The 3,552-nt window shown below is 53.7% G+C and carries 3 protein-coding genes; 1 reads left to right on the top strand and 2 read right to left on the bottom strand.

Features of this window, described 5'->3' with window-relative positions:
• Positions 1 to 107: 107 nt before the first annotated feature.
• Together JKG68_RS31405 and JKG68_RS31400 are read right to left on the bottom strand one after the other, a co-directional pair.
• Positions 108 to 776, bottom strand: a complete 669-nt coding sequence (locus tag JKG68_RS31405) for a response regulator (RefSeq protein ID WP_202066262.1) — start codon at positions 774 to 776, stop codon at positions 108 to 110.
• A complete protein-coding gene (locus JKG68_RS31400) occupies positions 773 to 2,452 on the bottom strand; it encodes a sensor histidine kinase (RefSeq protein WP_202066261.1) in 1,680 nt (559 codons plus the stop codon). Before JKG68_RS31400 ends, JKG68_RS31405 begins: the two co-directional genes overlap by 4 nt.
• A gap of 703 nt (positions 2,453 to 3,155) precedes the next feature.
• Here JKG68_RS31400 and JKG68_RS31395 point away from each other — a divergent pair.
• Positions 3,156 to 3,458: a CAP domain-containing protein gene (locus JKG68_RS31395; protein ID WP_202066260.1), complete on the top strand. Its 303-nt coding sequence runs from the start codon at positions 3,156 to 3,158 to the stop codon at positions 3,456 to 3,458.
• Positions 3,459 to 3,552 lie beyond the last annotated feature (94 nt).

Below are 3,552 nucleotides of genomic sequence, written 5' to 3'. Positions count from 1 at the left end.
GCCACAGCGGCCCAGCCCCAAACCTATTCTGAATCAATGACTTGCCCCGAGCAATAAAATTGCTCAACAGCTTCTTAAAGCCTCTCCTGGAACTCTGCGCTAAAGTTCTATGAAACGTCAGGTGGCCCTTTTCGATAGTTGAGTGCCAAGGCTGTCAATGAGGTGCGATTGCTAACCCCAAGTTTATTATAAATTCTATGGAGGTGGATCTTAACGGTACCGTCGGCAAGTCCAAGCTTTCGCGCTATTTCCTTGTTGGATTGACCCTCCGCGACGAGGGTTACAATCTCTCGCTCCCGGGATGTAAGCGCATTATCAAGCTGGCTAACCTTGGCCCTATTGTCCTCCTCTCGCTTCACTGCCGCTCCCACAAGGTCCGGTGGAAGCCACCGTCGTCCGACTGCGACTGACCGCATACAATCGAGAAGGGTATCGGCAGCCGCGTCCTTAAGCATCAGCCCGTAAACTCCACGTGCAACTGCTTCTACAATCTCACCGTCGCCTGCTGAAGCAGTCAGCAGAATCACCCTTGTGGTGAGGTCACGATCACTAAGCTCCGCGAGCACTTCGACTCCGGTACAACCAGGCATTGAGACGTCCAAAATCGCTAGGTCAGGCTTACTCTCTAAAATCGCTTGGAGCGCCGACTTTCCGTCTGGACAAACAGCTACAATCTCAAACATCGGATCAGTCTGGAGCAGAGCGCGAAGGCCATTCAGAAAGACTGGATGGTCGTCAGCGAGGATGACCCGCAGAGCTGAGCTTGCTTGATTCATACAGGAACCTCGGCCCGGATTACTGTGCCTGATGGCGAGGTCTGCAAAGTGATGTGTCCGCCCATGTCTCTGGCGCGGGTCCGTAAGGAGTAGGGACCAATGTTTTTCGCCGCTAGCTGCTCACCCGAGTAAGTTCCGTATAGATCTTGGAAGCCAATACCATCATCCATGACGGTGAGGTGAAGGCGGTCTGATGTGGCTCTGACAACTACTTGAATCTGGTCGGCCTTACCGTGGCGCACCGCGTTTGATACAGCCTCCGTAAGAAAATGCCGCAAGCTATGTGCTGTTTCGGCAGTTACTCGTACATCTAGCGGTTCAACCGTGATGGAGATCTGACATCCTAAGAGCTTCCCCACGTGCTCGAGCGTCTTGTCGATATCTGGCGCAAGGTCGACTTGCTCTAATGAGGCTTTGGAGTGCGCCCGGCTGGTATCAACGAAAGTGCGAATACGCTGCTGCTCTGCAGACAGAAGCTCGCGTGTTTGAGTAAGCTGCTCCGCTGTCGTCCGGTCAACTCGACTTGCGCTAAGACTCAAGTGGATATTGGCGGCGGCCAAACCTTGCAAAACGCCGTCGTGTAGGTCACGCGCCATGCGCTCTCTTTCCCTCGAAGCCGCAGCTTCTTCAAGCTCATTCCGCAGCCAGTAGTGCTCCAAGTCAATCCCAATGCGAGTAGCCACGAGTTCGGCGAGGAGAAGATCGTTTTCATCATTCACCTCCCGGTCCAAGATGAAGACTCTCCCTTGGCAGACTGGCAGGATGAAAGGTGCACTAATCGCCTTCTGGATTGAGAAGGTCCGCTGCAGATCGTTGTCGATAACATCGCTCGCGGGTATCCCTTTCATCGTAAGCTGATTTACGGCACCACCTCTGAATGGGAGTTCAAAACTCCTTCGAGCAAGAGGTTCTGCTACCAGTGCGCCAAAACGGTTAGGAGGCTGCCGGCTGTACTCTAGCCCCGCAGAAGACCAAAGAGCCAAGTAGCGAAATGGCTCCTCGAAAAGCTCCCAGATGATCAATACCCGTGGCACACACATGATTTCAGCCGTATGTGCGAGTGCAGATTCGATTGGGACTTGAAGACCTTTGCCGTAATCTGGCCCCGGCCAAGTAGCGAGCTTGGCAAGTTGCTTGCGGCTGCGTTCTTTGACAGCACTCACATAGGTTAACATGAGGCCAATAACCACCAGATAAGCAGGTCGGAAGATTGAGAGCCCTAATTCAGCAACTTCGACGGAGGCAGTACTGCGGTTCAACAGCAGAATGAATGCCACAAAGATTAAGACTAAGAGAACTGTAGTTTCTATTGCTCCGCGCCAGCCCCAGCGAAGCGAAGCCGACAAAAGAATGAATGCAAAAAAAATGAAGTATGGGCTACTTGGCCCGTCATTGAAGTGCATAAGGAGGCAGACACAACTTATATCGACTGTATGAGCGATAAGTTGTTCCCGGCGGCTTGGGCGTCTGGCGAGCACCACGCAGAAGCTGAGAGCGGCGAAGGCGAGATAGCCACTTGCGGCGATGTACGTTATTTCGGAGTCGTAAGGGTCGTCAGGTGGATCCCAGAAGCTGGCGTAGAGCGCAAAGATAGTTAGGGCTAGCCGTGCAAATGCGATCACACGCTCCGGAGGTAATGTGACAATCTTCTTAGGTAGGGCGTAATTTTTGGCCAACGATGACATCTGTATAGTCTGTATGTGGCTGCTTGAGGAGAACAGCCCCGACCACAGCAAATTTTTTGGATCTTATTGGGACCCTCTTATGTATAGTCTAAAATAATTAGTCATATTTTAGAGATGGATAAGCAAGAATCTTAAGGGTTAATCAAATTTGCCGTGGACGCCAGCCTGATCTAGGCCGATGCCAACAAGCAGCGTTCCCTTCCCGAGGTGAATGGGTGGCGCAGAACCACACGCAGGACGCTCCGCGGGCCGTGCAGGAGTATCTCGCCACCTTGGATGAGGTCCGGGGCGAGGTCATGCTTTAATGCCTCACCGGCGGCACGGACTTCTCTCTTGCTGAACTCGAACTGGGTCGAATGTCTGGACCTCCGTCATGAGCGGACCTCTTTAAGGCTGTGCTGAAGGGCCGTGGTTGACCCAAAGCGGCCATCCGGCTTCTTGAAATGATCTCGATCATCGTGACAGTTGCTTGATGAGGCACCTGCCGCGCTTGAATGAGGCCGCCTGAGAGACCAATCTCGCTTTCGTGGGCCCTCCGGCAACACCGGCCGGCAGGGGAGCTTCGCCCCGACAGCAACCACAATGTAAACACAATAGCGGGCCAAGCGCAGCCCTGCATTTCGAAGACTAACAAGAGCAATTTAGCTCTGCGGAATGTAAGCCTAAGAAGTTTACCCAAGGGGCATTTGCCAGAATGACTACGCCAACCAACTTAGAAACTCTCTTTTTGCAGCTCATCAACGAGGCCCGCAGCAGTGCAGGGGTCAAGCCACTCACGTTCGACGGTGAACTTCTGGACTCATCTGACGCTCATAGCGCCTGGATGGATCAGACCGACACCTTCTCCCACACCGGCGTGAACGGCTCCAGTGCGGGCACCCGCATGACGTCGGCTGGCTATGGCTGGCAGGGTTGGGGCGAGAACATCGCTTATGTGAGTGGCGGAATGACTGAAGCCACCGTCCGTCAGTTGCATACCAATCTAAAGCGCTTTTAGTTTCAGTGTAGAGCATGGCCGGCATGCCTGATCCAGCCTCGGGCATCCTGGGCGGTGATGGTGTCGAGGGCGGGTTTGAGTTCGGCTTCCAAGG

The sequence above is a fragment of the Microvirga aerilata genome (assembly GCF_016743775.1).
Taxonomy (GTDB): domain Bacteria; phylum Pseudomonadota; class Alphaproteobacteria; order Rhizobiales; family Beijerinckiaceae; genus Microvirga; species Microvirga aerilata.
Note: the sequence above shows the minus strand (reverse complement) of the source record. Positions and strands in the feature narration are given on the sequence as shown.